27 protein-coding genes are annotated in these 25,987 nt (G+C 68.8%); 11 read left to right on the forward strand and 16 right to left on the reverse strand.

What is annotated here, in order from left to right:
- Positions 1–2 precede the first annotated feature (2 nt).
- From AC1RIF_RS04645 to AC1RIF_RS04655, 3 genes are all read left to right on the forward strand, one after another.
- Positions 3–404, forward strand: a complete 402-nt coding sequence (locus AC1RIF_RS04645; protein ID WP_492600218.1) for a hypothetical protein — start codon at positions 3–5, stop codon at positions 402–404.
- 259 nt (positions 405–663) lie between these two features.
- Complete coding sequence (locus tag AC1RIF_RS04650; RefSeq protein ID WP_492600219.1) at positions 664–1,092, forward strand: hypothetical protein; 429 nt, start codon at positions 664–666, stop codon at positions 1,090–1,092.
- Between the two features lie 110 nt (positions 1,093–1,202).
- Positions 1,203–1,550: a hypothetical protein gene (locus AC1RIF_RS04655; protein WP_492600220.1), complete on the forward strand. Its 348-nt coding sequence runs from the start codon at positions 1,203–1,205 to the stop codon at positions 1,548–1,550.
- Between the two features lie 534 nt (positions 1,551–2,084).
- Here AC1RIF_RS04655 and AC1RIF_RS04660 read toward each other — a convergent pair.
- The 6 genes from AC1RIF_RS04660 to AC1RIF_RS04685 all read right to left on the reverse strand — a co-directional run bounded on the left by AC1RIF_RS04660 (position 2,085) and on the right by AC1RIF_RS04685 (position 5,884).
- Complete coding sequence (locus tag AC1RIF_RS04660; protein WP_492600221.1) at positions 2,085–2,633, reverse strand: hypothetical protein; 549 nt, start codon at positions 2,631–2,633, stop codon at positions 2,085–2,087.
- A gap of 469 nt (positions 2,634–3,102) precedes the next feature.
- The gene (locus AC1RIF_RS04665) at positions 3,103–3,309 is read right to left on the reverse strand and encodes a hypothetical protein (protein WP_492600222.1); all 207 of its coding nucleotides are present in this window, start codon (positions 3,307–3,309) and stop codon (positions 3,103–3,105) included.
- A 2-nt stretch (positions 3,310–3,311) separates the two neighbouring features.
- Positions 3,312–4,424 carry a hypothetical protein gene (locus AC1RIF_RS04670; RefSeq protein ID WP_492600223.1) on the reverse strand — a complete coding sequence of 371 codons (1,113 nt, stop codon included), beginning with the start codon at positions 4,422–4,424 and terminating at the stop codon, positions 3,312–3,314.
- Positions 4,425–4,526: 102 nt separating this feature from the next.
- Positions 4,527–5,141 carry an alpha/beta hydrolase gene (locus tag AC1RIF_RS04675; protein WP_492600224.1) on the reverse strand — a complete coding sequence of 205 codons (615 nt, stop codon included), beginning with the start codon at positions 5,139–5,141 and terminating at the stop codon, positions 4,527–4,529.
- Between the two features lie 54 nt (positions 5,142–5,195).
- The gene (locus AC1RIF_RS04680; protein WP_492600225.1) at positions 5,196–5,483 is read right to left on the reverse strand and encodes a hypothetical protein; all 288 of its coding nucleotides are present in this window, start codon (positions 5,481–5,483) and stop codon (positions 5,196–5,198) included.
- A gap of 44 nt (positions 5,484–5,527) precedes the next feature.
- Positions 5,528–5,884, reverse strand: coding sequence for a putative quinol monooxygenase (locus tag AC1RIF_RS04685; RefSeq protein WP_492600226.1), 357 nt, complete (start codon positions 5,882–5,884; stop codon positions 5,528–5,530).
- Between the two features lie 103 nt (positions 5,885–5,987).
- On the opposite strand from AC1RIF_RS04685, the gene AC1RIF_RS04690 reads away from it, so the two are divergent.
- Together AC1RIF_RS04690 and AC1RIF_RS04695 are read left to right on the forward strand one after the other, a co-directional pair.
- Positions 5,988–6,893, forward strand: a complete 906-nt coding sequence (locus AC1RIF_RS04690; protein ID WP_492600227.1) for an AraC family transcriptional regulator — start codon at positions 5,988–5,990, stop codon at positions 6,891–6,893.
- Positions 6,894–7,045: 152 nt separating this feature from the next.
- On the forward strand, positions 7,046–7,795 hold the full coding sequence (locus AC1RIF_RS04695) for an SDR family oxidoreductase (RefSeq protein WP_492600228.1): 750 nt from the start codon (positions 7,046–7,048) through the stop codon (positions 7,793–7,795).
- Positions 7,796–7,866: 71 nt separating this feature from the next.
- Here the strand turns inward: AC1RIF_RS04695 and AC1RIF_RS04700 are convergent, their stop codons facing one another.
- From AC1RIF_RS04700 to AC1RIF_RS04745, 10 genes are all read right to left on the reverse strand, one after another.
- Positions 7,867–8,202, reverse strand: a complete 336-nt coding sequence (locus AC1RIF_RS04700) for a hypothetical protein (RefSeq protein WP_492600229.1) — start codon at positions 8,200–8,202, stop codon at positions 7,867–7,869.
- Positions 8,203–8,329: 127 nt separating this feature from the next.
- Positions 8,330–9,094, reverse strand: coding sequence for a 2-phosphosulfolactate phosphatase (locus AC1RIF_RS04705; RefSeq protein ID WP_492600230.1), 765 nt, complete (start codon positions 9,092–9,094; stop codon positions 8,330–8,332).
- The gene (locus AC1RIF_RS04710; RefSeq protein WP_492600231.1) at positions 9,091–9,765 is read right to left on the reverse strand and encodes a hypothetical protein; all 675 of its coding nucleotides are present in this window, start codon (positions 9,763–9,765) and stop codon (positions 9,091–9,093) included. The genes AC1RIF_RS04705 and AC1RIF_RS04710 overlap by 4 nt, the downstream gene beginning before the upstream one ends.
- Before the next feature lie 18 nt (positions 9,766–9,783).
- Positions 9,784–11,136 (reverse strand): putative lipid II flippase FtsW, encoded by a 1,353-nt coding sequence (gene ftsW / locus AC1RIF_RS04715; protein ID WP_492600232.1) that lies wholly within the window; start codon positions 11,134–11,136, stop codon positions 9,784–9,786.
- Positions 11,137–11,337: 201 nt separating this feature from the next.
- Positions 11,338–12,888: an alpha/beta fold hydrolase gene (locus AC1RIF_RS04720; protein WP_492600233.1), complete on the reverse strand. Its 1,551-nt coding sequence runs from the start codon at positions 12,886–12,888 to the stop codon at positions 11,338–11,340.
- Between the two features lie 199 nt (positions 12,889–13,087).
- Positions 13,088–14,323 (reverse strand): vWA domain-containing protein, encoded by a 1,236-nt coding sequence (locus AC1RIF_RS04725; protein WP_492600234.1) that lies wholly within the window; start codon positions 14,321–14,323, stop codon positions 13,088–13,090.
- Positions 14,320–15,570, reverse strand: a complete 1,251-nt coding sequence (locus AC1RIF_RS04730) for an AAA family ATPase (protein ID WP_492600235.1) — start codon at positions 15,568–15,570, stop codon at positions 14,320–14,322. The genes AC1RIF_RS04725 and AC1RIF_RS04730 overlap by 4 nt, the downstream gene beginning before the upstream one ends.
- A gap of 82 nt (positions 15,571–15,652) precedes the next feature.
- The gene (locus tag AC1RIF_RS04735; protein ID WP_492600236.1) at positions 15,653–17,026 is read right to left on the reverse strand and encodes a hypothetical protein; all 1,374 of its coding nucleotides are present in this window, start codon (positions 17,024–17,026) and stop codon (positions 15,653–15,655) included.
- A gap of 322 nt (positions 17,027–17,348) precedes the next feature.
- On the reverse strand, positions 17,349–18,008 hold the full coding sequence (locus AC1RIF_RS04740; protein WP_492600237.1) for a response regulator: 660 nt from the start codon (positions 18,006–18,008) through the stop codon (positions 17,349–17,351).
- A 38-nt stretch (positions 18,009–18,046) separates the two neighbouring features.
- Positions 18,047–19,231, reverse strand: coding sequence for a sensor histidine kinase (locus tag AC1RIF_RS04745; RefSeq protein ID WP_492600238.1), 1,185 nt, complete (start codon positions 19,229–19,231; stop codon positions 18,047–18,049).
- A 94-nt stretch (positions 19,232–19,325) separates the two neighbouring features.
- On the opposite strand from AC1RIF_RS04745, the gene AC1RIF_RS04750 reads away from it, so the two are divergent.
- Genes AC1RIF_RS04750 through AC1RIF_RS04775 form a run of 6 tightly spaced genes read left to right on the forward strand, consistent with a single transcriptional unit; the run spans position 19,326 to position 25,740 of the window.
- A complete protein-coding gene (locus AC1RIF_RS04750; protein ID WP_492600239.1) occupies positions 19,326–19,928 on the forward strand; it encodes an NAD(P)H-dependent oxidoreductase in 603 nt (200 codons plus the stop codon).
- Positions 19,925–21,478 carry a TldD/PmbA family protein gene (locus tag AC1RIF_RS04755; RefSeq protein WP_492600240.1) on the forward strand — a complete coding sequence of 518 codons (1,554 nt, stop codon included), beginning with the start codon at positions 19,925–19,927 and terminating at the stop codon, positions 21,476–21,478. Before AC1RIF_RS04750 ends, AC1RIF_RS04755 begins: the two co-directional genes overlap by 4 nt.
- Before the next feature lie 20 nt (positions 21,479–21,498).
- Positions 21,499–22,863, forward strand: coding sequence for a metallopeptidase TldD-related protein (locus AC1RIF_RS04760; RefSeq protein WP_492600765.1), 1,365 nt, complete (start codon positions 21,499–21,501; stop codon positions 22,861–22,863).
- Between the two features lie 7 nt (positions 22,864–22,870).
- On the forward strand, positions 22,871–23,263 hold the full coding sequence (locus AC1RIF_RS04765; protein WP_492600241.1) for a YchJ family protein: 393 nt from the start codon (positions 22,871–22,873) through the stop codon (positions 23,261–23,263).
- A 40-nt stretch (positions 23,264–23,303) separates the two neighbouring features.
- Positions 23,304–24,275 carry an LLM class F420-dependent oxidoreductase gene (locus tag AC1RIF_RS04770; RefSeq protein ID WP_492600242.1) on the forward strand — a complete coding sequence of 324 codons (972 nt, stop codon included), beginning with the start codon at positions 23,304–23,306 and terminating at the stop codon, positions 24,273–24,275.
- A gap of 31 nt (positions 24,276–24,306) precedes the next feature.
- Positions 24,307–25,740, forward strand: coding sequence for a lipase maturation factor family protein (locus AC1RIF_RS04775; protein ID WP_492600243.1), 1,434 nt, complete (start codon positions 24,307–24,309; stop codon positions 25,738–25,740).
- Positions 25,741–25,987: the final 247 nt, after the last annotated feature.

Genomic DNA, 25,987 nt, shown 5'->3' on the forward strand with positions numbered 1-25,987 from the left:
CCATGACGACAACTGAGCTAGCCGAGAGACGCGTACTCGCCGCAATAGGCATCGGACGAATCCTCTGGGGCGCCACGACCGCACTCGCCCCAAAGCGCGTCCACAAAGCACTCGGCGTCCAGTACCCAGGAGCAGACCACGGAATCTGGATCAAAGCCTTCGGAATCCGCGACATCATCATCGGCGCCGCCGCACTGCACCCAGACAACGCAGTCCGACGCGCAACACTCAGGGCAGGCATCATCATGGACGTCTTCGATGCGGGAGTCGTAGCCGGAGCCGGCCGCCGGGGACTCCCCCGCCGAGCCACAGCAATCGGCATCCTCCTCGCAGCAGGAACAGCCACCTTCGCCACCGCCGGACCCACAATCGTCAGCACCGTGAACAAGCGCTCACAGCGCTAGGCCCCACCCCCGACCAGGGCATGGGGGCCGAGCCGAGCAGCGCGAACACGATCGGCGGCACTGACGGTGGAGCCCCGTCCCGGATCCTTCGGGCCGGGGCTCCACCCGCATCAGATCGAGTCGAACCTCGGGGCTGCCGCGTCGTCCTCGAGGATTCGGACTGTGATCCCCTCCCGCTCGACACCGGTGAACCCCCTCGGACAGGGCCGCGAGCGGATCCCCCAGGTCCACACGTCCCGATTCCCTATCGTGGCTGTCCATGATCCAGAAACAAGGCCGCATCGCCGCGGCTCTGCTCGCAACGGTGGCCACAGTGCCACTCAGCAGCTGCGCCAGCAACATCGACGTACCCGACACCTTCAGTGCCACAGTCGTGTTCACCGGCAGCGCAGACCACGCCTCAGCCGACACTGGCGAATGCACCATCGGACACACTCACGTCGCCCCGAACGACATCGCCGTCATCACCAGCGGCACCGCCACCACCACAACAACAGCACCACTGCATCTCGACACCATCAATCAAGAACCCGACGGGACAACCATCTGCACCTACACAGCCCAGTTCGACGCCGTCCCCGCAAACCAGCCCCGATACGACCTCACTCTCAACACGTTCACACCACAGTCCTTCACCGCCCACGACCTCCAAAACGGTGTCACCCACCAACTCACCGACGACACGTAACCCATCCGCCGGCACCGAATGGGCCGGTCATCACCCCAGCTCACGTCAGGTTGATTCGCTCAGCACTTGATACGGTCACAGCTGGCAGCCAACAAGGGGGGCACCACCACATGCGCAAAGCGCTCGCGCTCTTCGGCATCGCCGCCGGACTCACCGTCTACATCGCCGCGTTCTTCATCAACGCCCCCATCGAAGTGTGCATCTCACAGCCGACCCCACCCTCGGCATTCGCGCCCGGCGCCGACAGCGCAGTGGCAACCCCCGCGATCTCCAGCAAGGTCTGGGTCGTCCTCGTCGCCTCCCGATGCGAACTGACATACCCAGCGACAGGCTTCCATACCTCCGATCTCATCGTCGAATGGGGACCATCAGCGATCGCCATCACCGGCCTGATCGCAGCAGCATCAGCCCTCTGGATCTGGCTCGGCTACCGCGCCAAAGAAGCCGAACAACCCTGACCGGCCGGCAATGCCGGCCACAAGAACGGGACGTGTCGTCACCCCAGCTCAGCCGACGAGAAGGCCTCCACACCCGACGTGGGTGTGAGGGCCGAGACGTCCCGCGCGATCACGATCGATAACGTGGGCATCGGGTTTCGTACCGAGGGGCGCTGCGCTACGCGCTACTCCAGCACAGTTCACAGTCGTCGTCAGGCAACGCGGGTACGACCAAGATCAACGGCTACGCTCGCGGCCTGACTGCCAGCTCGACGTCGATCGAGTACGTGAAGTTCTCGGCGGTGCTCAACGAGATCAACTCCCCCGGTAGCCCCTTCACTGAGGGCAAGGGCTTCAACCCGGTCAACAACTGAACATGCGACAGCGGGCCAGCAATCAAGTCGACTGCTGGCCCGCTGTCGTTCTGGTGTCAGTTGATCTTCACACCGAGCAGATAGAGCACGTAGACGACCTGGCCAGCAATTGGCCCCCAAAAGGCCCAATCCGTTGCAGACATTCAACTTCACCTCCAATCAGGGGCAGTGTCCGCCGAGGTCACACGGGATCACGGCCCAGATCGTGCGCCGCCACTCCCACGGCAATGGGCATCCCCATCCAGCCACTAGCGACCATGTGCAAACCTCCGGAGAGTGCCTGAACGTCCCGAACCAGCGGGGCCATCGCCGACGGAACGTAGACGGTCACGACGCCCGGCGTGTAGGGGCCGGCGGCGGAAGTGGCGGCGATGACGACCTGCCCGGCCCCGGTCGGCAGGACCGCTTCCGGGTATCCGTCCATTCCGGCCGACATCCGGGCGGTGCCGAAGGCTCCGCTCGACAGGTTCAGCCAGTGCACGTCGCCCGGGAGCAGGCACGCCCTTACGCCGTCCTTCGGGCCGGTGATCGTCACCGTCCCAGGCTGTTCGCCGACCACAGCCCAGCAGCGGATCGAGGGAACGTCGAGGCTACCGTGCGGGTTTCCGAACGGCGCCGGGTCGATTTGGAACGGAACGGTGGCCGCAGCAGAAGCGACCGCCGCCGGCACCAGAACCGAACCGGCCACGATCGCGGCGGAGGCGACCGATCGACGAACGAAATCGAGCATGGCGACCTCCCAATCGGATTCGCTTCAGAGGCCGCAGACGCTACTCAGCCAGCAGGGCGCGTTATCCAGGGCCCATCGTCGCTGTTCGTCGTTGAAGAATGGTGGCCACATAAGCCAGAAGAACCACGGAAAGTCCATCGTCGACCACCTCCAATCCGAGGCAACAGCTGTCCCGCCCGCGCGATCACCCCTCAGAGCGGGCTCCACCAGGAGCCGAACAGATTCCACTCGCGAATCCCCGGCCACACGCCTCCCTCCAGCGGCCTCACGTAATACAGATCCGGAAGTAGACCAATCACGACCGCGCCCCCTACAGACACCCAGCGGGACATGCCATATTACCTGGTCAGGACGCTGAAAGACCCCCACACCCGAAATGAGTGCGGGGGCCGAAATGCACCGCGCGAGCGCGATCGGTGAGACTGACGAACGGAGACCCGGCTTGCTGTGGGCCGGGTCTCCCCTTACATCAGACCGGATCGAACAGCACGGCCCGCGCGTCGTGCTCGACGGGACGGACTGTGATCCCCTCCCGCTCGACACCGGTGAACCCCGCATCCGACAGGGCCGCGAGCGCGTCCCCCAGGTCCACGAGGCCGGGAGCCACGTTCACCGTCGCCCGATGGCGCGAAACCTCAGTCCACTCGATCACCACCGCCTGCGTGAACACGCTCATTGCTACGGATCTTCGGACCAGGAAAGATGCTCGCTGTTGGTGTCGCACACCCACGTGTGGGTGTCGCTGTCGAGACTGACCGTGTCGGTGAGCCAGTAGGTTTCGTCGGGTGCCCATCCTGCGATGACACTCGCGGTGTCGGCGTCAACGGCGATGGCCGTACCCGCCGCGGCAAGGTATCCCGCCACGGTGAGGTGAACACCGTCGTACGTCTCGGCGACCCGCGGCCAGTCGGGAATGACCCATCGCCCGGAACGCCCAGTGGTGTGGTACCAGTCGTGGCGCTTCTGTGCGGTGACCTCGACGGGGAACTGTCTGCATAGTTCCGCCCACGCCTGCGCACCGTCGACCTCGTACACCTGGACGCCGGCAGGGATGTTCACTCGTCGCGTGACCGCGCGCTCCCATCCCATGCTGTCCTCGACGAACCACAGCCCGGCCGGGGTTCCGTCGAACAACAGCCGAGTCGAACACCGTGTAGGCGGTGTCGACCACCACCAGCCGGACCAGTTCGCCGACGGATCCGCAGGTCGATCACGTTCCGCTCGCATTTCCTCCTCCGCAGTTCGAAAACGGTAGTCACGCAACAGTTCCGCGGCCGTCGGTTCTGGGGCAGTCGCGTCGAGGGATTGCGTGCGTTCGTCGACCCAACCCACCAACCACTGATCGGTCGGAGCGAGAGCTGTCGTCCACCACTGCGCATCGGGCGACCGCGCGACGTGCTCGGCAACCCGCTGAAGCTCACTCCGCACAGACTCGGCGGCGACAAGAACGTCCTCACTGTCCGGGGCCTGCCAGTAGCGCGCCGAGTCCACCGCTGCGGCGAGGGCCGAACGGAGCGCGATCGCCGTCACCTCCGGAAGCGGAACCCGAGACAGGCGGTCCGCCACATCGTCCGCGGTCAGGACAGTCCGCCGCGCCTCCTCCGCACCAGGCCCGAACATGACCGATCCGACGCCTAGAGCGACATTGACGTGATACGACGCCAGAAACACCGCGGAACGAAGCGAATCTTGCCGCGACTCGAGGCCCGAACTCTGCTCCGCCCCCAACGCGTACGCGAGCAGCAACCGACGCCCCCACGGCCCCGCCGACAACACCTCGACTGCACTCATCCATCCACCATCCCAGACACTCGAGCAGACTCACGAACGGGACAGGTTCGGCGACTTCGGGCCGGTGCCACCCGCATCGGATCGGATCAACACTCGGAGCCGCTACGCGGGAAGGTGTCGGGCGAGCCAGTCGGTGCGGGTTCGACGGGCTGTAGCCGAAATCTGTGCCTGCGGGTACAGGGTGTCGAAGCCGTGGAACCCGCCCGCCCAGACTTGGAGTTCGGCCTGGCCGCCGGCCGCCCAGATGCGGGTGGCGTAATCGATGTCCTCGTCGCGGAAGACCTCGGCGGAGCCGGTGTCGATGTAGGTGGTCGGCAGGCCCGATAGGTCGTCGGCGAGAGCGGGCGAGATGTATTGGGACACTTCGTCGGTGGCGAGGTCGCCGAGGACGGCGCGCCATCCGAACTCGTTCATCTCGTGCGTCCAGACGCCGGGCACGCCGGAGTACTGGTGGCTGGATGTGCTGGTGTTGCGGTGATCGAGCATCGGGCAGACCAGAATCTGCGCGGCGATGGCCGGGCCACCGAGGTCGCGGGCGAGCAGGGTGACACCCGCCGCGAGGCCGCCACCCGCACTGACGCCGGCGACGACGATCCGCGCGGGATCGATGCCCAGTTCGGCGGCATGTTCGGTGATCCAGCACAGTCCCAGGTAGCAGTCGTCGACGAGGGTGCTGCCAGTGGCCTCGGGGGCCAGCCGGTAGTCCACCGAGACCACAACCGCGCCGAACTCGGCGAGCCAGTCCAGGGGATATCGATCTGCGAGAAGCGGTCACCCATCACCATTTCCGCCGCCGTGCATCCAGAAGATGCAGGGAGCGGGGGCGGTGCCGTCGGTGTTCACGGGACCGAAGACGGACAACCGAATCGGCGCGCCGTCCTCGGCGGGCACCGTGATCTCGCGCCGATCCACCTGCCGGTCGGCGAGAAGCGACTCGACAGGCGTCGAAGGGAGCCGGCGCAACTCGGCGAGAACTTCGTGGCTGAGCTGGGACATCAGCGGGGTGGCGGCCAGGAGCTCGCGCAGTTCGGGGTCCAGGGCGGGTCGGGCCATGGTCATGGTCGCTGGCCTTTCTCGAGTTGGTGCCGGATCGGACGGTGGACTCAGAAGGCAGCCTTGCCGCGGACCGGGACGTGGTCGGTGTACTCGGAGTCCTTGGCCAGCAGTGCGCCGACCTGCGCCACGATGGCCTGGGCGGCGTCGCCGGCGAAGTTGCGGTGGTGGTCCTCCTCGGTGGTCCAGCCCTCGGTGACGTGCACGACGTCGGGGTCGGACGCGGAACGCGAGACGAGGTAGACGACACAGTGTTCGCTCGCGCCGGGGCCGCCCTCGTTCAGCCCGGTCAGCAGCAGGTCGACCAGTCGGTCACCCGAGCCGGGCCTGGCGGTCAGGGTGGCGTTGAAACCGTAGTTGGCGATCATGGATGTCTTCTTCCCGGTGACGGAGTGGAGTGATTTCATTCAAGCCCCCTGAACTGCGAGAACGTTAGAACGATCCTCGCTGGGGCTTGCACGATCCTCTCCGATACGGGAGTCAGAGGCCCCTCGGTGTTGCAATGGAGGCATGTACCTCGAGGAGCTCCGCACCCTACTGGCCCGCCACGCCCGCCCCGACTGGACCACGGCCATCGACGGCGTCCTGATCTCGAAGGTCGATCGTTCGGATCCGCCGGCACCCTCGATGTCCGGCACGGTGCTCGCAGTCATCGCCCAGGGAGCCAAACGTCTCGCGCTGGGCGACCGGGTCTACGAGTACGGCGCCGGGCAGTACCTGGTCGCTTCCGTCGACCTGCCCGTTACCGGGCAGTTCACTCGAGCCGGCCCGGAGCACCCGGCGCTGGGGTTCGGTATCACGCTGGAACCGTCCGCAGTCGCCGAACTGCTGCTGCAGGCCGGTCCTGGAGACATCCCCCGCGACGGTGGAGGTGCGCCGTCGGGGATCGCCGTCAGTCACGCCCCGCCCGCACTGCTCGACGCGGTCGTCCGGCTGCTGCGTCTACTCGACGAACCTCGCGACCGAGCCGCGCTCGCCCCGCTCGTCAAACGAGAGATACTGTGGCGCCTGATCACCGGCGAACAGGGCGCAACGGTGCGTCAGCTCGGTCTCGCCGACAGCGGCCTCACCCACGTATCCCGTGCCGTCCACTGGATCCGCGAGAACTACGCGCAACCCTTCCGGGTCGAGGACGTGGCCCGTCTGTCCGGCATGAGCGTCTCCGCCTTCTACCGAAACTTCCAGGCGGTGACGGCGATGAGCCCCATCCAGTTCCAGAAGCAGATCCGGCTCCAGGAGGCCCGGCTGCTGCTCGCCACCCACCCGGGCGACGTCACCGGAGTCGGCCGCCGCGTCGGCTACGACAACCCATCGCAGTTCAGCCGCGAGTACCGCCGCCAGTTCGGTGCACCTCCGAGCCGGGATGCAGCCCGGCTGCGCGATACCACCCTCACCCCCGCAGGCGTCCTGACCTGACCGGGGAACGGCGGGAGGATCATGCAAGAAGAAGCGACGATACCTCTACTGTTTACGCTGTTCAAAGCGATTCAATGGGAATGTCAGCAGTTCCGTTGGAGCAGGAAGATGTCTTCCGTCCGCGGATCCCACCACATCGCAAGGACCGCAACATGAAGACAGTTCTGATCACCGGTGCCTCATCCGGATACGGGCGGGCGACCGCTCGTCACTTCCACTCACAGGGGTGGAACGTCATCGCCACGATGCGCACCGAACGCGCGGGCGTCCTGCCCCAGTCGGACCGGCTCCGCATCGTCGAGCTCGACGTCACCGAGCCCGAGACGATCGCCGCCGCGGTCGAGACGGCCGGATCCGTCGACGTCCTGGTGAACAACGCCGGGATCCCCTCGATCGGCGTGTTCGAGGGCACGCCCATGTCCCGCGTACGGGAGGTGTTCGAGACCAACACGTTCGGCGTGATGGCGACGACCCAGGCGGTGCTGCCGCAGTTCCGCGAGCGTGGCTCCGGAGTGGTGGTCAACGTGACCTCCAGCGTGGTGCTCGGGCACATGCCACTCTCGGCCGTCTACAAGGCGAGCAAGATGGCCATCGAGGGGTTCACCGCATCCCTGGCGCTCGAGCTCGCACCCTTCGGTGTTCAGGCGAAGACGGTCGAGCCGGGCGCCTGCCTGACGACCAACTTCGCATCCCGGGCGACGGACGGCGGGGAGGTCGACGACCTGGTTCCGGCGCCGTACGCGCCGTGGGCGAAGAGCGTCATGGACGGGTTCACGAGCCAAGAGCTGTACACCGAGGAGAGCGATGTCGCCGAGACGGTGTGGCGAGCCGTGCACGACACGACCGGGCAGCTGCGGTTTCCGGCCGGCGCCGACGCGGTCCGGCTCGCCCAGGCGAAGTGAGCGCACAGCGGCAAGGTAGATCGAGGACGAAAACTCCGCGATTTCTCACTCCGAGCCTCGCGCGGACGGTGCTACGGCGCCGGACTGAGTCGCACAATCACTCCGGCAGCTTCTGACGGTGCGGCTGAGGGCTCAGCGACTGTGAAGTTCCGTGGTCGAAGCGAGCGTGCGACGTCGCGGCTGACTTCCAGGCGTTCTCGTTCTCGCAACGGGTGGCCGGAACTTCGGGGTTCGAAGAAGCCGGGGTTCTGCGGACCGAGCACGTCGTCGACGATTCGGGGATAGCCGCGAGGAATCGACGGGTTGGCGGGCTCGGCACCGACGGGGGTCGAGCCGAGCAGAATCGTTGCAGCGGCCAGGGCGAGCACGACACCGATGCGCCGCCTGGAGGGAATCGGCAGGACCATGTCGGAACTCCTTGATCATCAAACGGGCGACAAAGTGTCCTCACGTTGGCCGTTAGTTCCAGATCGACTTTTGTTTCGGGTGGCTACGGCAGCTTCTGCCGCGTGCGCGTGCCCACTGACGGACCGCTCAGCGGGCCCCACGATCGACGAACACGTCGCCGGAGAGGACCGGCACACATCGACTCTCGCCGAGCTCGGCGGCAACCTCGACATCGGACGCATATCCGGCGGCAATCAACTCTCGGCCGGACGCGCATTGTGTCAGCGCGGTCCCCACACGCTCCCGGACGGTCTGCCACGCCGCCACGGCCATCTCCGCTTCCGGCGACACCGACAGGTCCGGGCGGAGACCTCCGAGCACGTCCAGCACCGCGCCCGCGCCCCACACGTCCTCGACGGCGGGCCGCAGGGTCCCGTCCGGCCACCGCTCACCTGCAGCAATGACCGCCACCGTGGAACGCTGGTCCTGGTTCTCCGCGATCCACTCCGCGACCGCGCGCGCATTGCGCAGCGATGCGCCCACGCAGACCCCTGCCGCGGCGGCCAATGAGTAGGCGATCGAGGAGCCGTTGGGCGAGGGCAGCACGAGGCGCGTCAGACCACGTGCGCGCCGAACGGTTCCCGGGGACAAGCTCACCGCACCGGCGGCCGCGTCACTCCGGCCGACAGCCAACACCGCTCGATGCTGCGCCGCGTAAGCGGTCGCCGCATCATCGCGCCACCTGTAGGGCAGCACCTCGACGCCTAGATCGACCGCAACCGACAGCGTCGTCGTGAACGACAACACGTCGACGACCACCGCGACACCGGCATCCCGGCCGATCGCCGACGCCCCCGACGGACCCCAGTCGAAGCGGACAGCCCAGTCACCTTGCCGATGAGCCGAATTCACCCGACCACGCCCGACCGAAGTGCCCGGACGACGGCCGGGAGGGAGGTCTGCCTGTCCGAGAAGTCGTAGCTGGGCACGCGCCCGTTCCCCAGGTTGAAGTAGACACCGGCGTGCCCGAATTCCGGAGGCACCGGGGCCGTCGCACAGGTGTCGGCGACGATGCACGGGTATCGGGCGAACATCGCGGCGATCCGCTCACGGTCCGACGCAGAAATACGGAACCGGGGGTCGATCAGGGACTCGGTCTCCAGCTGGAAGTAGGCGACGCCCGCATCGACGAGCCGGTCCAGGTGCTCGAGACTGTCGAGCAGCGACACGTCGTCCCTCAGGATGAAGAATCCGTTCGCGATCTTCGGCACTGTCAGCCGCCGCAACAGATTCAGCTGCTCGTCGACTTGCGAGACCTTGGCCGAATCCACCGACGTGACCTCGAAGTATGCGGGGCGTAGCGCGTCGACGGCGTCCACGATGTCGTCGGGCGTGCAGCCCGCCGATGCGTCTACGTACAACGACAGACGAGGACCGACCGCGTCGTGCAGGGTCGTGAGCGTGTCCGCGTCCACCACCCGCCGGTCGGTCACCGTCGGATCTCCGAGACAGATCCCCACGAGGTCGACGTCGCGCAGCTTCTCCACCTCCACGGTCGAGACCACCTGGTTCACCTTGATCACTGCGCCGGCCACCTCGTTCTACCGGTGTGATCGGCGAGCAGTCGACCGGACCCTCGGTTCCCTCGGCCGCCGATCGGTGGGCGCCTCCCGCTCGCGGGTCCGCGTCTGTGCCGGCCGGCGTGCACCCGGCCCGGGATCGGTGGTGGTCCGCTCGACGCGCGCACGTCGAGCGGGCCGCGCCTTCGGTGATTCGGCCGGGCGGCCGAACACCGTCCGCATCCACCGGCTGCCGCCGGAATGGAGAGAGACGAGTGCCTCCGGCTCGCGCAGCGCGGCGTGGGCGATGAAACCGAACATCATCATCGTGGTGATCATCGAGGTGCCGCCGGCGGAGATGAGCGGGAGTTGGAGACCGGTGACGGGCACCAGGCCGACGACGTAGGCGATGTTGATGAAGGCCTGGAGCACGATCCACGTCGTCGACGCTGCCGTCAGGATGCGCAGGAACGGGTCCGTCGAGCGCTGCGAGATGCGCATCCCGACCAGCAGCACGATCGCGAACAGCACGATGATCAGGAACGCGCCGAGAAAGCCGAGCTCCTCACCGATGACGGCGAAGATGAAGTCGTTGTGCGACTGCGGCAGGTAGCTCCACTTCGCGTCCGACTGACCGAGCCCCTTGCCGAACACCCCGCCACTCGCGAGGGCGTACTTGGCCTGGATGGTCTGGTAGTTCAGTCCTTGCGGGTCCATGGTCGGATTCATGAACGCCTTGATCCGATCGGATCGGTATCCCGCGGTCAGACCGAGGACGAGCGAGGTCACACCGCCGGAGATCGTGATGGCCGCGACGGTGCTGGTGCGGAATCCGCCGAACCAGAGCATGGCCATCACGATGATGCCGATGGTGATCATCGTGCCGAGGTCTCGCTGCAGCACGACCAGGGCCATGACGAGCACGCTCACCAGGGCCAGCGGTTTGAGCGCCTTGTTGACGTCGATGCCCGCGGCCAGATACGTCGCGAGCAGATGCGCGCACCAGATGGCCAGTGCGACCTTCGCGAACTCCGATGGCTGGAAGGAGATTCCGGCGAAGACGAACCAACTGCGGGCGCCCATCTGCTCGACACCGATACCCGGGATCAGCACCAGCACCAGGAGGACACCGGCGATGCCGAGCAGCCACGGGGCCAGGGCGCGGATCGTCCGGGTACCGACTCGAACGATGACGACGAAGGCGACGACGCCGATCGCGGCGTAGACGGCCTGAGGGACGAACCGGGCATAGGGCGAGCCGGAGGTGACGAAGGACTCGACACTCGACGACGAGAGCACCATCGTCAGGCCGACGGTGACGAGTAGCGCCGTCACGCTGAGGATCACGTGGAAATCGAACAGCGGCCGCGCCGACCACACCCCCAACCGGGTCATCGGGGATACGCCGCCACCGTCCCACGTCCCACGACTCTGCTCCGCGTTGCGGGAAGTCTCGGGTTTCGAGCCTCGCGAACGGGTTCGAGCCCTATCCCCCGCCAGATCCCTCTCCGACTGTGCTCTCACGCCACCATGGTCCCATGAGCCACACGCATCACAGAGACGTGCAGGTAGTTCGCACCCGCTCAGCCCGCCGCGCTACAGCGGCGCGGTTATCGGCGCCTCCGGTGCATGGGTGACGGTGGTGACCCCGGTCGACAGGTAGCCCGTGATCGCCACGTCGACCGGGGTGTTGCCGCCCTGGATGGCGGCGCCGTGGTCCCCGCCGTCCACGGTGACCAGGTGCGCGTCCATGTCACGGGCAAGCCGAACCCCGCCGTCGTACGGCGTCTGCGGGTCCCGCAATCCCTGCAGCACCAGGGGCACGGTGGCCAAACCGTTGTTGCCGATTTCCGGTAGCGCGGTCACCGGCGGTGCGCCTGCGCACCCTGGTCCTGCGCTGTAGCCGTAGCCGATGGCGTCGAACAGGTCGCCGGTGACGAACGTCGAGAAGAGCCAGCCAGGGAGCCGATCCGGCCGCGGCGCGACCGAGTTCTCGTTGCAGAGCACGATCGCCTGCATCATCTGGGCCCGGACGATCGAGTCGAGTTGCTCCTCAGTGACGTCGCCGGACACACCCTCGGGAAGCGCCCCTGTGCCGTCGCGGATGACGCGGGCGACCATCGGCCAGTTGTTCCGGGCGGGCAGCACCTGGCGTGTGAGGGCGTAGATGCTCGACGCGGACTGGGTGTGGGCCGGATCGCCGAGTCGTCGCAGGAACGCCTCGAACTGCACCCGGGCAGGGCCCGTCAGGTCCACACCGGCCCGGTACGCGGCGGCCATGCCTTCCAGGCCGGGTGGAACGTCTCCGATCCCGGCCGGCGGGGGCGCCAGGGTGGGATTACCACCTGCTTCCTCGACGATGCGGTCGGACCAGCGCTGGTACACCTTCAGTGGGGTGTCGCCGAGGCCGTAGGTTGCGTCGTTGGCCGCGATCCAGTCCATGAGGTCGTAGAAGCGCGCCTTGTACCCGTCGTTCTGGTGCCACAGGACGTCGTTCCACATCCAGTCGCGATCGACCGCGGAGTCGAGCACCATTCGTCCCGTGTGCTGCGGGAACAGGGTGGCATATGTCGAGGCGAGGATTGTGCCGTACGACAGGCCGTAGATGTCGATCACATCGACACCGAGCGCGATCCGCACCTGTTCCCAGTCACGGGCGGTGTTCTCCGTCGTGATGTGCGCGGTGGTGCCCGGTACCGCACCGTCGCACGCCAGACGCGCCGCCCCACCCGAGAATCCGACGTTCGTCGCGGCCAGCAACTCCGGGGTGACAGCGCATTCGACCGCGCCGGCGTGTGGGAGACCCCGGGGCTGCACCCCGATGAAGTCCCACTGCCGGCGGATCTGTTCGGGAAGCGCCTGCGCGAGCATGCTGTTGGACGCGATCGCGTCGCCGCCGGGCCCCCCTGGGTTGGTGAACAGCACGCCCCGGCGCGCGAGCGGGTCCTCGGCGTGGTGACGGGTGACGAGGACATCGATCGATCCGGCCGTCGGATTCGCATAGTCGCGCGGCACCGTCACGGTTCCACACCGGTCGGTGTCCGGATCGAGCGCGTACTCGGCGGGGCACGGGCCCCACACAAGTGCACCGTCGGTCGGGTCTGCCGCCGCCGAAGGTGCTGCGACGGATGTGAGTCCGATCGTCACCCCGATCGCGACGGCGCCGAAGCGAGCACTCCGGCCGGTGTGGGATCGAAACTTCCCAATACTGTTCCCCGAATTCAGCACATCCAGGACGGTAGTGCGCGGGAGAGCTTTCCGCCGAATCGAAGCGAGACGACGAAACGGTCGCCAATTCCTCGGACTGTACGGATTCGGCGACAGACCTCGGCACCGCCGCGGCCGCTCAGACCCGCGATGTACCGATCTCCACCACATGTGCCCAGTCCGGTGGCAGACCGGGAACGGAGTCGTGGTCCTGCCACCCGCGGCGCACCCGAGGAAACAGACCGACGACCGTTCGGCACCCGGGTCGGCTACTGGGCCAGGGCGTCTCCCCGTCGGTGAGGACGACGATCACGTCGGGGCGGGGCCCGCGGTGCAGCGCCCTGGCGAATCCGGTGCGCAGATCCGTGCCACCGCCCCCGAACAGCGGAATGTCCTCGGCGCGGCACAGCGGGTGCACGACCCGCGCCGCCGCGTCGCACGACAGCACCGTCACCAGGTCGCGGCGCCCGCCCACGGCCCGCGTGATGGCGGCCACCTCCAGCAGCGCGCTGCCCAGGTCTGCGTCGCTGACCGATCCCGACGTGTCGACGATGACGCTGACCCGGGGTGGGGTGCGCCGCAGGCTCGGCAGCACCGCGCCGGGCACGGCCGCGGAGCGCCGCGCCGGGCGCCGGTAGGTGTAGTTGTCCCCGGTGCCGGAGGACGAGGTGGCGGAGCGGATCGCCGCGCCCAGCAGGGCCCGCCACGGCTGCGTCGGGTGCAGGGCTTCCTCCGCCCACCGCTTCCATCCGCGGGGCGCATGTCCGGGCCGACCGACGATGCTGTGCGCCACCCGGAACCGGACCGCGTCGCGTTGCTGGGCACTGAGCCCGTTCGCCCCGTCTGGACCCAACTCCCACTCCCGACGCAACCCGTCGGCGCCGCTGCCGCAGTCGAGCCACGTCAGCCCGTCGGTGCGGGGACCGAGCCGGAACTGGCGCAGATAGTCCTCCATGAGCTGGCCGGGAGGCAGTCCCAGGGTCGACGGCAGAACCGCAGAGTCGGGTGCCGGCAACCCGTCGCCGAACGCGTCGTCGTTGATCTCCGCATCGGCGGCGAGATTCATCCGTAGCCGATCGCCGCGGCCGGTCAGCGCGTGTGCGCGGGCATAGCGATCGCTGCGGCCGTGGTGGTCGCGCAGCAGATGCGACACCTCGTGGACCAGCATCGCAGCCAGCTCCTCCACCGGCCGCTGGGCGACGAACGCGGGCGAGACGTAGCAGCGCCAGTGCCGGTCCACCCCCATGGTCGGCACGCGGGACGACGCGACGACATGCAGCGCATACAGGGCGGTTGCCAGGTAGGGCCGGGCGCGGGCGGCATGCAGCCGGGCGGCGTAGATCTTCTCCGGGTCGAGCGTCGACGCCGCCGTCATCGACCGGCCTGCGCGGCAGCACGTTCGGCAGCACGTTCGCCAGCGCGGTCGGCCGCCAGCGACACGGATACGACACCGGCGAGCTGGTCGATTTCCGCCGGTACCTCCCAGTCGTCCTGTCGCAGGGTGGCCAGGGTGGTCGCCGGGACGACCACGAGGTCCGGTGGCCCGGTCTGTACCGCGGCGACCAGAAGCGCCCACGCCGCGTCCCAGCGGGATTTCTCCGGCCGTCGGCGGACGGCGGCGACCACCGCGTCGAGCACGGCCTGGCGCAGATCACCGCGATCGGGGAGGTCGGCGGCCGTCGGATCGGCGAGCAGCGTCTCGGGGTCCGGGAGGTCCATGCGGTCGACGGCGGCCAGCAGCTCGAAACCGGGCCCGTCGCCGACGCTGCCCCGGACCAGCAGGGACAGCACGTCCGTCGACGACGAGGCGGCCGTGGCGAAGGCGATCAGCCGCACGGTCATGTCCCAGCTCCGCGGCGACGGCCAGGCGCCGCCCCGGCGGGTCTGACTGCCGGGGAGTTGATGCACGAGAGCGGGGCGAGCGGTGAGGAGCTCGCAGACCGCGCGGCGGGCGAAGGTCACCGCGTCGGAGAACTTCTCCGGGTCGAGGCGGGGCAGTGCCGCGCGTGGCCAGGTCCCGCCGAGGCCGCGGACGACCACCTCGTGGTCGTAGGTCCAGTGCAGGTGCACGAAACGGTTGGCCAACGGTGGGCTCAGTTCCCAGCCGTCCGCCGCCGACGACGGTGGGTTGGCGGCGGCCACGATGCGGACGCCGGGCGGGAGTTGCAGTGCCCCGATTCGTCTTTCCAGGACCAGGCGGAGCAGGGCCGCCTGGACGGCGGGCGGTGCCGTCGACAGTTCGTCCAGGAACAGCAGTCCCCGCCCGGCCTGCACGAGCCGGACGGCCCAGTCGGGCGGGGCCATCGGGACACCGTGTGTGGCCGGATCCTCCCCGAGGACGGGCAGACCCGAGAAGTCCGACGGCTCGTGCACGCTCGCGATGACGGTGGTCAGCGGCAGGTCCACGGCCTCGGCGAGCTGGGTCAGGGCGGCGGTCTTGCCGATTCCCGGTTCACCCCACAGCAGCACCGGTAGGTCCGCGGCCACCGCCAGGGTGAGGGCCTCGAGTTGATCGTCAGGACGGGGTTCGGTGGTGACCTCGCCGAGCATCGCCGACAGCGCCGCGGCACTGTCGAGTTCGGTCCCGGACCGGTTCGGAAGGAGCGTGGAAGACATGTGCATCACCTGTGTTGTCGAGGGAGTCGCAGAATGCGGCTATCCGGCCGCACTGCGGGACAGCGGATTTCGGGGATCTGGGAGGAGCTCAGCGTGAGCGGGGACGGCGCGACCGCCTGGAGCGCCGGGGTCGCGCTGCGGGCGGTGTCTCCACCGGTTCGGTGCGAAACCTCTCGTACGTGCTCCGGCGATCCACGGACGCCTGGAGTTCGTCCAACAGGGGGCCGTCACGAAGGACTGCGTCGGGGCCGAGCAGTCCTTCGACCGCGGACAGCGCCCCGGCGGCGTCTCCGTGGTCCAGACGTTCGCGAACGCCGGGCAGGCAGTCCGGACGGCGATGGGCCCGGTCGATGGCCTGCAGGCACGGTAGCGGGGTGCCGCCCAGTGCGACGAGCAGTTCCTCGCGTCGGACCTCGGCGGGGTCGTGATCGAGTGCGGTCAGTGCACCGTCGACCAGTCCGATCCGGTGCCGTTCGCCACGGCAGTCCACCAAGTTGATCCGGTTCTCCCGGTTCGGCGTCCGGGACGGGACCGGCGGAGACCAGCCCGGCACCAGTGCGGCGGCAACCAGCGGGTGCAACCGGTCGGCGGTGATCGCTCCCGACCGGATCAGCGCCAGATCCGGCAGCACCCAGGTCGCGGCATCGGGCAGCACCGGGAGCGCGGCGAGCCGGCCGCGCGGGTAGTCGTTCACGAGCCGCACCGCAGCGGGATCGGCGCCGGCGAGAACGGACTCCACCACCACGTCGTACCGGCCCCCGCACCGCACGCGCACGGGTCCGTCGCCCTGCCCGTCCGCGCGGAGCAGGATTCCGGCTTCGGCCGCCCAACGGTCGACGGCGCAACCCTCCGGTACCGACTCGGCCAGGGCGGGCTCGGACGTGGCGAGGGCGGGCAATATCCCTGCCCCACAGCGCATTCGTAGATCACCGACCCGTCGCGCGTCCCACAGGTGCCGGTGGAGGTCGAGCCGGTACCGTCGGCTGGGGCGGGGATGGGGATGGTGGGTGGAATCCGAGCCGTCCCACAGTGCCAGCACGATCCGCTGGCCGGCATCCGCCCAGGAAGGCGCGGTGCGGGCCACCAGTTGCACCGGACCGGGCTCGCTGCAACGTTTTCGGCGTTCCGTCGGACCATATCGGGCCAGCGCGACAGTCAGTCCGGGGCGCAAGAGTCCGTCGGGCGCAATCCGCGGCAGGTGCCAGCGCAGCAGGTCAGGTGCCAGGTGTCGCAGGTCGGCCAGGACCTGTATCGCGATGTCTCGGCCATACCTGCGGGTCAGTGCCCGCAGGTCGATATCGGCGTCGAAACCCGCTGCGGCACAGGATCCGGACCAGTCACCTGCGAGGCGTCGGTCGGTTGCGGTCTCGATCATGGACGGCGGCACGGCGAACTCGCGCACGCGCAGCCAGAAGGAAAGTCGGGGATTGGTCCCGTTCGCGGTCGGAGGGTGCATCAGCACTCACCGTGTGCGGACTGGGCCCCCAATCTTGGATCAGAGTGAGTTGTCATCGGCGTAATCGTAGCGCGCCGCGGCGATCTCGGCCAGTGCGGCGGCGTGCGACGGTGCTCGCGATGTCGTCGCAAGTATCGGCCGGAGCTTCCCACTGCCGAATGCCGCACTGTCACTGATGATTTCGGACCGGCCTGCGGCGCCGAGTGCTGCGCGCCGGGGTCGACGACGCGCCCGACGTGGTCTCTGCACGGGCGACCTCGGACACCCTCGGACGGATCCGAGACTGCTTCGGCCACGTCTGCGAAGCGCAGGATGCCCATGCCCGTTGTCACATACCGGGCCGCACCAGTCCGGTCTCGTAGGACAGGACCACGGCCTGAACGCGATCGCGCACGCCGAGCTTGGCGAGCACGCGGCCGACGTGGGACTTGATCGTGGCCTCGGACAGGTAGAGCCGGTTGGCGATCTCGGAGTTCGACAGTCCGCCGGCCACCAGGCACAGCACCTCGCGTTCGCGATCGGTGAGCACGTCGAGCATCGCCGGGTCACGGGACGGCGGGACGTCGTCGTTGATGAAACGCGCGATCAGCCTCTTCGTGACCCGGGGTGAGACGACGGCGTCACCGGCGGCGACGCTGCGGATCGCCGAGACAAGGTCCTCGGGCGGTGTGTCCTTGAGGAGAAATCCGCTGGCCCCGGCGCGCAGTGCGCCGAGGGCGTGCTCGTCGAGGTCGAAGGTGGTCATGACCAGCACCCGGGTGGGGCCGCCGGCCCCGAGGATCCGTTCGGTGGCCGTCACCCCGTCGACCACGGGCATCCGCACGTCCATCAACACCACGTCCGGCCGCAGCTCCGCGGCGGCTTGGATGGCGCCGGCACCGTCCGCCGCCTCCCCCACCACCACGATGTCGTCGTGGGCGTCGAGGACCATGTTCAGGCCCATCCGCATGAGTTCCTGGTCGTCGACGAGCAGCACGGAGATGGGCACCCGACGAATCTAGTGGGTGCCGGGGCCCGGCCGCATCCTCATTCGTCGGGGTCCAGCGGTATCTCGGCGCGCACGGTCCAGCCGCCGTCGGGTCGGCGCCCCGCCTCGAGGGTGCCGCCGAGCACCGCCACGCGCTCGCGCATGCCGACCAGTCCGTTGCCGGATCCGACGATCCGCTTACGCGTCGCGGCACTGCCGTATCGGGAACTGCCGTTGTCGACGACCTCCACGAGGACGTCGCAGTCCCGCCGCGCGACATGCACCCACGCCTTCGGATTCGAACCCGAATGCCGGAGCACGTTCGTCAGCGACTCCTGCACCAGCCGGTGCACGCCCAGGCTGACCGACGGGCTGACGTCGTCGATCGCGCCGGACTGCACGAGTTCGACTGCGAGCCCGGCGTCGCGCATCGTCTCCACGACGCGGGCGAGACCGGCGGTGCCGTGCTGCGGCATCTCGTCGGGGGTCTCGGGTGAGCGCAGCAACGCGACGGTGCGCCGCAGTTCGGACAGCGCCTGCCGGCCGGTGCCGGCGATGTTCGACAGCGCCCGCTCCACCTTCTCCGGATCCCGGTGCAGCGCGTACGACGCCCCGTCCGCCTGCACGATCATCACGCTCACCGCGTGCGCGACGACGTCGTGCAGTTCGCGGGCGATGCGGGTGCGTTCGGCGTAGACCGCCTCCTCCGCCCGCCGGTCCCGGTCGAACTCGGCGATCGTCAGGCGTGCGGCGACCTCCTCGTCGTACGCCCGGCGGGCACCGAGGAACTCGGCGAGGATCCAGGACAGCGTGTACGCGAGCGCCGAGAAGATCCCGATGAGGAGCACGTGCTGGTCCAGCAGCAGGATCGACACCGTGGTGTCGACCACCAGACCGACGGCGTACCAGGCGGCGGCGCGGCGGCCTACGTAGGCGACGAGCGTGTACAGCGAGATCGCGAGGGCGAACACGCCCGGGTGCGAGTTCTCGTAGGCGTTGAGATCGTCGGTGGCGTAGAGCGTGATCGTGCACACGATCGACATGACGAGCACGACGGTCGCGGCCGTCCGCGGGTGTCGGCGCCGGCACACGAGCGGCAGACACAGCCCCGCGCCCGTGACGACGTACAGCACCGGCGCCGTCCGGCCGAACGCGGACGCGATCTCGAGCGCGAACAGCAACCCGGCGAGCATCGAGTCCGCCACCAAGGGCCGTTCCCGCAGCCACAGACTGAATCTCCGCATGCCGTGCAGCGTAGGAGGTCGCTGTTCGCGCGAACCGGGAGCCCGACGAGAACCGCGCCGCCGCGCGCCCCGTCGATGTGGCACCCTGCTGGGCATGCGAGTCGCCGTCTACTTGGCCCACCCCCACCCGGACAGCTTCAACCGGGCCCTTTTCGACGCGGTAGTCGCCGAACTGCGCGAGCAGGCAGTCGAGGTGATTGCTCACGACCTGTACGCGGAAGGTTTCGATCCCACCCTGACGGCCGTCGAAACCGACACCGTGTCACCGGCAGGCGCCCCGACCGATGCCGTCGTCGGTGCCCATCAGGCGGAGATCGGGACGCTCGACGCGCTCGTCTTCGTCCATCCGAACTGGTGGGGCATGCCACCGGCGATCATGACGGGTTGGGTGCAGAGGGTGCTCGCCCCCGCTGTCGCCTACAAGCTCGACAGCGCGGAGGGCGAGCCTGCCGGTTTGTTGCGTGCCCGTCACGCGTTGGTGCTCAACACCTCCGACACCCCAGCCGAGCGAGAACGCACCGAGTTCGGCGATCCGCTCGAACGGATCTGGGCGGCGTGCGTGCTGCCGTACGTCGGGATCGAACACGTCCGGCGGGTGGTGTTCCGCACCGTCACGGACTCCGACGAGCGGACACGCCTGGGCTGGCTGCAGCAGGCCCGCGACCTGGCCGGGGAACTGACTAAGCTGGTCCGGTGATCGTCACCCACGGCGCCGTCCCGCGCGCAGTCACGTCCGACCATCCGGTCGACACCGAGTTCACCACTCTCCCGCTCCGCGCACTGGCCGATGCCGCACTGTCGGCGGCGAGGGCGGCGGGCGCCGAACACGCCGATCTGCGGGTGCACCGCCTGGTCACGCAGTCTCTGCGGCTGCGCGACGGCAGAGTGCAGTCCGTCGACGACGGCGTGGAGACGGGTTTCGCGGTCCGCGTCGTGGTCGACGGGACGTGGGGGTTCGCGTCGCACGCCGAACTGTCCCCGGCCACCGCCACGGCGACCGCGATCCAGGCCGTCGAGGTGGCTCGTACGCTGCGGTCCCTCAACCGGGAACGGGTCGTACTCGCCCCGGAGCCGGTGTACTCGGATGCGACGTGGGTCTCGGACTACCGGACCGACCCGTTCGCGGTCGCCACGGCCGACAAGGTCGCGCTGCTCGGCGACTACTCGCGCCGTCTGCTCTCGGCGCCGGGCGTCGACCACGTGACCGCGAGCTGCCTGCAGGTCAAGGAGCAGACGTTCTACGCCGATCTGGCCGGGTCGACGATCATGCAGCAGCGGATCCGGCTGCATCCCGAACTCGAGGCCACGTCGGTGGATGCCGACGCCGGATCCTTCGAGACGATGCGGACTCTCGCGCCGCCGGTCGCCCGCGGCTGGGAGTACCTCGGTGGTGACGCCGGTTGGGAGTGGGATGCCGAGCTCACCGAGATCCCGGGCCTGCTGGCCGAGAAGATCGCGGCACCCTCGGTGCGCGCCGGCGCCACCGACCTGGTGATCGACCCCACCAACCTGTGGCTGACGATCCACGAATCCATCGGTCACGCAACCGAATACGATCGCGCCATCGGGTACGAGGCGGCGTACGCGGGGACTTCGTTCGCGACCCCCGATCTGCTGGGCACGCTGCGCTACGGCACCCCGAACATGCACGTGACCGCCGACCGCACCGAGACCCACGGGCTGGCGAGTGTCGGGTACGACGACGACGCGGTCGCCGCCCAGCGCTGGGATCTGGTGCGCGACGGGACGCTCGTCGGCTACCAGCTGGACCGGGTGTTCGCGCCCCGGCTCGGGCTGGAGCGCTCCAACGGCTGCTCGTACGCCGATTCCGCCCATCACGTGCCGATCCAGCGGATGGCGAATGTGTCGCTGCAGCCGGACCCGGACGTCGACACCGGCACCGCCGACCTCATCGCCCGGGTGGAGGACGGCATCTACGTCGTCGGCGACAAGAGCTGGTCGATCGACATGCAGCGCTACAACTTCCAGTTCACCGGCCAGCGCTTCTTCCGGATCCGGAACGGCCGGCTCGACGGTCAACTGCGCGACGTCGCCTACCAGGCCACCACCACCGACTTCTGGGGCTCGATGGAGGCCGTCGGCGGACCGTCGACGTGGCGGCTCGGTGGGGCCTTCAACTGCGGCAAGGCGCAGCCCGGACAGGTCGCGGCCGTGAGCCACGGCTGCCCGTCCGCGCTGTTCCGCGGCGTCAACGTGCTCAACACCCGGACGGAGGGCGGACAGTGACGACCGGCGGAGGCTCCACGGTGATCGCGGCGCAGGACCTCGTGGAGCGCGCACTGGCGCTCTCGACCGTCGACGAGGCGATGGTGCTGGTCACCGACGCGGGCGAGGCGTCGCTGCGCTGGGCCGGCAATTCGATGACCACCAACGGGGTCTCGACGTCCCGGTCCTGGACGGCGATCGCGATCGTCCGCGACGGCATGTCGGCGAAGGTGGGGGCGGTGACCTCGTCCACCGTCGACGCCGACTCGGTCGCCGACGTGGTCCGGGCCGCGGAGGCGGCCGCCCGCGCCGCACAGCCCGCCGAGGACGCGATGGATCTGCTGACCGCCGACGGCGGCCCCTGCGCTGGCTGGGCCGGGGGTCCGGCGACCACCGACGTCGGGGTGTTCGAGGGCCTGGTCCCCGGACTCTCCTACGGCTTCGACGGCGCCGACCGGCTGTACGGGTTCGCGCACCACCAGGTGCACACCACGTGGCTGGGGACGTCGACCGGCATCCGGCGCCGCTTCACCCAGCCCACCGGGTCCATCGAGATCAACGGCAAGCGTGGCGACGCCAGCGCCTGGGTGGGCACCTCGAGCCTCGACTTCACCGACGTGTCGATCCCCCGGCTGCTCGCCGACCTCGGGACCCGGCTGGACTGGTCGGCCCGCACGGTCGCCCTGCCGGCCGGGCGGTACGAGACGGTGCTGCCGCCGTCGGCGGTGTCGGACCTGATGATTCCGCTGATGTGGGCGATGGAGGGCCGCGGCGCACAGGAGGGCCACACCGCCCTGTCCCGGCGCGGCGGCACCCGCGTCGGCGAGCGTCTCACCGACATCCCGCTGACGCTGTTCTCGGATCCGCACGCCGACCGGCTCGGCTACGCCCCGTTCGTCGCGACCACGTCGTCGAGCGACACCCTGTCGGTGTTCGACAACGGCATGGACGCCGCGCGGGTGGATTGGATCCGCGACGGCGTGATCAACGCTCTCGCCTACCCGCGCGCGGCGGCCGCCGAGTTCGGCGCGCCCGTCGCGGTGCCGGGCGACAATCTGCTGCTCACCGGCGGCGGCGAGGCGTCGATCGACGACATGGTCGCGCGCACCGAACGCGGGCTGCTGCTGACGACGCTGTGGTACATCCGCGAGGTCGATCCGGCGACGGCACTGGTCACCGGGCTGACGCGGGACGGGGTGTACCTCGTCGAGGACGGCGCGGTCACCGCATCGGTCAACAACTTCCGTTTCAACGAGAGTCCCCTCGACCTGCTGCGCCGGACGACCGAGGTGGGCGCCACCGAGGCGACGCTGCCCCGCGAGTGGAAGGACTGGTTCACCCGAACCGCCATGCCGCCCATGCGGATTCCGGACTTCCACATGTCCTCCGTCAGCCAGGCACAGTGAGGGCCCGATGACCACGATCTCGAACGAGGACCGCTGCCCGTGCCTGTCGGGCGAGCAGTACGGGCAGTGCTGCGGCCGCTTCCACCGCGGCGACGCCGAGGCGCCCACGGCCGAACAGCTGATGCGATCGCGGTACGCGGCGTTCGCCGTCGGCGACGAGGCATATCTGCTGCGGACCTGGCATCCGCGCACCCGACCGACGCGACTGGACCTCGACCCCGAGCAGGTGTGGCGCCGACTGGACATCGTGCGCACCGGCGGGGGCGGCCTGCTCGACACCACCGGAACCGTCGAGTTCGTCGCGTACTACGTCGACCACGGTGAGCGTGGCTCGATGCGCGAACAGAGCACGTTCGTCCGCGAGGACGGAAGATGGCTGTACGTGGACGCCGTGCAGTAGCACCGCGGCCCGCTCACTCCCCCGAGAGAAGGATCCACCGATGCGCTTCGGACTGTTTGTGCCCCAGGGTTGGCGACTGGACCTGGTCGGGATCGATCCCGCCGCCCAGTGGCGGGCGATGCGCGACCTCGCACTGCGCGCCGACACCGGGCCGTGGGAGTCGATCTGGGTGTACGACCACTTCCACACCGTCCCCGAACCCACCGAGGAGGCCACGCACGAGGCGTGGTCGCTGATGGCGGCGTTCGCCGCGGTCACCGAGCGGGTCCGGCTGGGACAGATGTGCACTGCAATGAGCTACCGCAACCCCGCGTACCTCGCGAAGGTCGCAGCCACCACCGATCTGATCTCCGGTGGGCGCGTCGAGATGGGCATCGGCGGCGGCTGGTACGAGCACGAGTGGCGCGCCTACGGCTACGGGTTCCCGTCCGCCGGAGAGCGGTTGGGCCGCCTCGACGAGGGCGTGCAGATCTTCCGGCAGGCGTGGACCACCGGCACCGCGACCCTGGACGGCAAGCACTACCAGGTCGACGGCGCGATCGTCCGGCCGCTGCCGCTGCAGGACGGCGGCATCCCGCTGTGGATCGCGGGCGGCGGCGAGAAGGTGACACTGAAGATCGCGGCCAAATATGCGCAGTACACCAACTTCGACGGCACCCCCGAGGTGTTCGCGCACAAGTCGAAGATCCTGCGGCAGCACTGCGCGGACGTCGGCACCGACTTCGACTCCATCACCCGGTCCGCGAACTACAACGTCGCGATCGGCCGCACCGAGGCCGAGGTGCAGGACCGACTCGCGGCGCTGCGGGCCCGCCTCGAGCCCGTCGTCGGGGCGGAGAAGGCGGACGCGTCGCTGAACGCGTTCCGCGGCACCCCGGAGCAGATCGTCGAGAACCTCACTGCGCTGAAGAAGCAGGGCCTCGAGTACGCGATCTTCTACGTTCCCGAGGCGGCATACGACACGTCCGGTCTCGAGTTGCTCGAGCAGGAGGTCCTGCCGCACCTGGTGTGAGCGAGTAGCGTCCACAGCAGAAGGGTCTGCTGTGGACTGGTTGGACGCGGACGGCTACTGGCTGTCGCGGCTGCTTTTCAAGGAGGGGCTGGCCGCGATCTACCTGGCTGCGTTCCTGGTGGCGGCCAATCAGTTCAAACCGCTCATCGGCGACCACGGAATCCTGCCGGTCCGGCGTTTCGTCGGCGCGACGCGCTGGCAGCACTCGCCGAGCATCTTCCACGTGCGCTACTCGGATCGCTTGTTCGCGGCCGTCGCGTGGATCGGCGCGGGGCTGTCCGGGCTGGCGCTGCTCGGGTTGATCGACCGGCTCCCGTTGCCGCTGTCGATGCTGGGGTGGCTGCTGCTGTGGGGGCTGTACCTGTCGATCGTCAACGTCGGGCAGCTCTGGTACAGCTTCGGGTGGGAGTCGCTGCTGCTCGAGGTGGGACTGCTCGCGGTGTTCCTCGGGAACTGGGACACCGCGCCGCCGGTGCTGACGTTGCTGCTTTTGCGGTGGCTGCTGTTCCGGCTGGAGTTCGGCGCCGGGCTGATCAAGATCCGCGGCGACCGCTGCTGGCGGGACCTGACGTGCCTGTACTACCACCACGAGACGCAGCCGATGCCCGGCCCACTGAGCTGGTACTTCCACCACCTGCCGCGGTCGCTGCACAAGGTCGAGGTGGCCGGCAACCACTTCACACAGCTGATCGTGCCGTTCTTCCTCTTCGCGCCGCAGCCGGTGGCCGGTGGCGCGGCGGCGATCATGGTGGCGACCCAGTTGTGGCTGGTGGCGAGCGGCAACTTCTCGTGGCTCAACTGGCTCGCGATCGTCCTGGGGCTGTCGGTGCTGCCGGACGGATTCTGGGAGTTCCTGCTGCCGGTCACCGCCCCGTCGGGGTTCGGGTCGGCGCCGGTGTGGTTCGCGGTGCTGGTGACCGCCGTGACGGTGGCGGTCGCCGCCCTGAGCTACCGCCCGGTGCGGAACATGTTCTCGAGCCATCAGATGATGAACGCGTCGTTCGATCCGTGGCACCTGGTCAACACCTACGGCGCGTTCGGACACGTCACGAAGACCCGGCACGAGATCGTCCTCGAGGGCACCGCCGACGAGACCGTGAGCGCCGACAGCGAGTGGCGCGCATACGAGTTCAAGGGCAAACCGGGCGACCTGGGCCGGCGGCCGCGCCAGTTCGCGCCCTATCACCTGCGGCTGGACTGGCTGATGTGGTTCGCGGCGATCTCCCCCGGTTACGCGACGCCCTGGCTGGGCGGGCTGGTGGGCCGCCTGCTCGCCGGCGACACCGCGACCCTGAAACTGCTGCACCACAATCCATTCCCGGATGCCCCGCCGGCGTTCGTGCGGGCCCGGATGTTCCGGTACCGGTTCACCACCCGCGAGGAGCGTCGCGAGACCGGCGACTGGTGGTCCCGGTCGTTCGAGGCCGAGTTCCTGCCGCCGGTGTCGGTGCGGCGCGTGCGGTGACGGGACGGTCCACGGGGGCGCGGAGATCCCAACCCACGCTAAGGACAGTTAGCGCCATCATCTGTTCGAGCATTGCCGGGTGGATGACGCCGGTCGACCGCGGGCGGTCGGCCGGGCCGGACCCGCAGGAAAGGCCTGTAGACCCGCGTCGACGCCCCTCCAGGGCATGGCGTCATTTCGTCACTGTGACGGGGTGGGTCGATGCCGGCGCCGGGCGCCCGGAACTGTCGGTACCGCTCGGTACGCT

This window comes from Prescottella sp. GW823-FHT02E09 (assembly GCF_058797375.1).